The organism is Amycolatopsis sp. NPDC051061 (genome assembly GCF_040682935.1).
Taxonomy (GTDB): Bacteria; Actinomycetota; Actinomycetes; order Mycobacteriales; family Pseudonocardiaceae; genus Amycolatopsis.
In genome coordinates, this window is sequence record NZ_JBFBBZ010000143.1 from 1 (window position 1) to 1,682 (window position 1,682).

At 39.0% G+C, this 1,682-nt stretch carries 3 protein-coding genes; all 3 read left to right on the plus strand.

The window, feature by feature from the left end; translation table 11 throughout:
* A partial coding sequence (locus tag AB0N03_RS52270) for a PfkB family carbohydrate kinase (RefSeq protein WP_364388975.1) occupies window positions 1–288 on the plus strand: 288 nt, incomplete at its 5' end.
* Between the two features lie 2 nt (window positions 289–290).
* Entirely contained in the window at window positions 291–1,271 is a 981-nt protein-coding gene (gene lacD / locus AB0N03_RS52275) for a tagatose-bisphosphate aldolase (protein WP_003131732.1), read from the plus strand.
* Window positions 1,272–1,298: 27 nt separating this feature from the next.
* Complete coding sequence (locus AB0N03_RS52280; protein WP_014011534.1) at window positions 1,299–1,616, plus strand: PTS lactose/cellobiose transporter subunit IIA; 318 nt, start codon at window positions 1,299–1,301, stop codon at window positions 1,614–1,616.
* Window positions 1,617–1,682 lie beyond the last annotated feature (66 nt).

Sequence of the window (1,682 nt, forward strand, 5' to 3'; positions counted from 1 at the left end):
ATCGAATGGATAGTGGTCTCATTAGGTCGAAACGGTGCCTTTGCAAAACATGGTGATGTTTTCTATAAGGTAGATATTCCTGATATCCCAGTTGTTAATCCAGTCGGATCAGGGGACTCAACGGTAGCTGGTATTGCATCAGCTTTAAATAGTAAAAAAAGTGACGCTGACTTATTAAAACATGCGATGACATTGGGTATGTTAAATGCTCAAGAAACAATGACAGGGCATGTGAATATGACTAATTACGAAACACTAAACTCACAAATTGGAGTAAAAGAGGTATAAAAATGGTACTTACAGAACAGAAACGCAAATCTTTGGAAAAACTTTCAGATAAAAACGGTTTTATCTCAGCTTTGGCATTTGACCAACGTGGTGCTTTGAAACGTTTGATGGCACAGTATCAAGATACAGAACCAACTGTAGCTCAAATGGAAGAACTAAAGGTTTTGGTTGCTGATGAACTTACAAAATACGCTTCTTCAATGTTGCTTGACCCTGAATATGGACTTCCAGCAACAAAAGCATTGGATAAAGAAGCAGGTCTTCTTCTTGCCTATGAAAAAACAGGTTATGATACATCAAGTACAAAACGTTTGCCTGACTGCTTGGATGTTTGGTCTGCAAAGCGTATCAAAGAGCAAGGCGCTGATGCCGTTAAGTTCTTGCTTTACTATGATGTAGACAGCTCAGATGAACTTAACCAACAAAAACAAGCTTATATTGAACGTGTTGGTTCTGAATGTGTCGCTGAAGATATTCCTTTCTTCTTGGAAATCCTTGCTTATGATGAAGAAATCTCAGATGCAGGTTCCGTTGAATATGCAAAAGTGAAACCTCGCAAAGTCATTGAAGCGATGAAAGTTTTCTCTGATCCACGCTTTAACATTGATGTTCTTAAAGTAGAAGTACCAGTTAACGTTAAATATGTCGAAGGTTTTGCTGATGGTGAAGTGGTTTACAGTAAAGCTGAAGCTGCTGACTTCTTTAAAGCACAAGAAGAAGCGACTAACCTTCCATACATCTACCTAAGTGCAGGTGTATCTGCTAAATTGTTCCAAGAAACATTGCAATTTGCTCACGACTCAGGTGCCAAGTTTAATGGGGTGCTTTGTGGACGTGCTACTTGGGCAGGATCTGTAGAACCTTACATCAAAGAAGGTGAAAAAGCAGCACGTGAATGGTTGCGTACTACTGGATTCGAAAATATTGATGAACTTAACAAAGTTCTTGTTAAAACAGCTAGTCCATGGACTGATAAAGTATAGTAAAAACATAAAACGGAGGATATTGATGTGAACAGAGAAGAGATGACTCTCTTAGGGTTTGAAATTGTTGCTTATGCTGGAGATGCTCGCTCTAAGCTTTTAGAAGCGCTTAAAGCGGCTGAAAATGGTGATTTCGCTAAGGCAGATAGTCTTGTAGTAGAAGCAGGAAGCTGTATTGCAGAGGCTCACAGTTCTCAGACAGGTATGTTGGCTCGAGAAGCTTCTGGAGAGGAACTTCCATACAGTGTTACTATGATGCATGGTCAGGATCACTTGATGACTACGATCTTATTAAAAGATGTGATTCATCACCTCATCGAACTTTATAAAAGAGGAGCAAAGTAATTAATGCATAAACTCATTGAACTTATTGAGAAAGGGAAACCATTCTTTGAGAAAATCTCTCGAAAC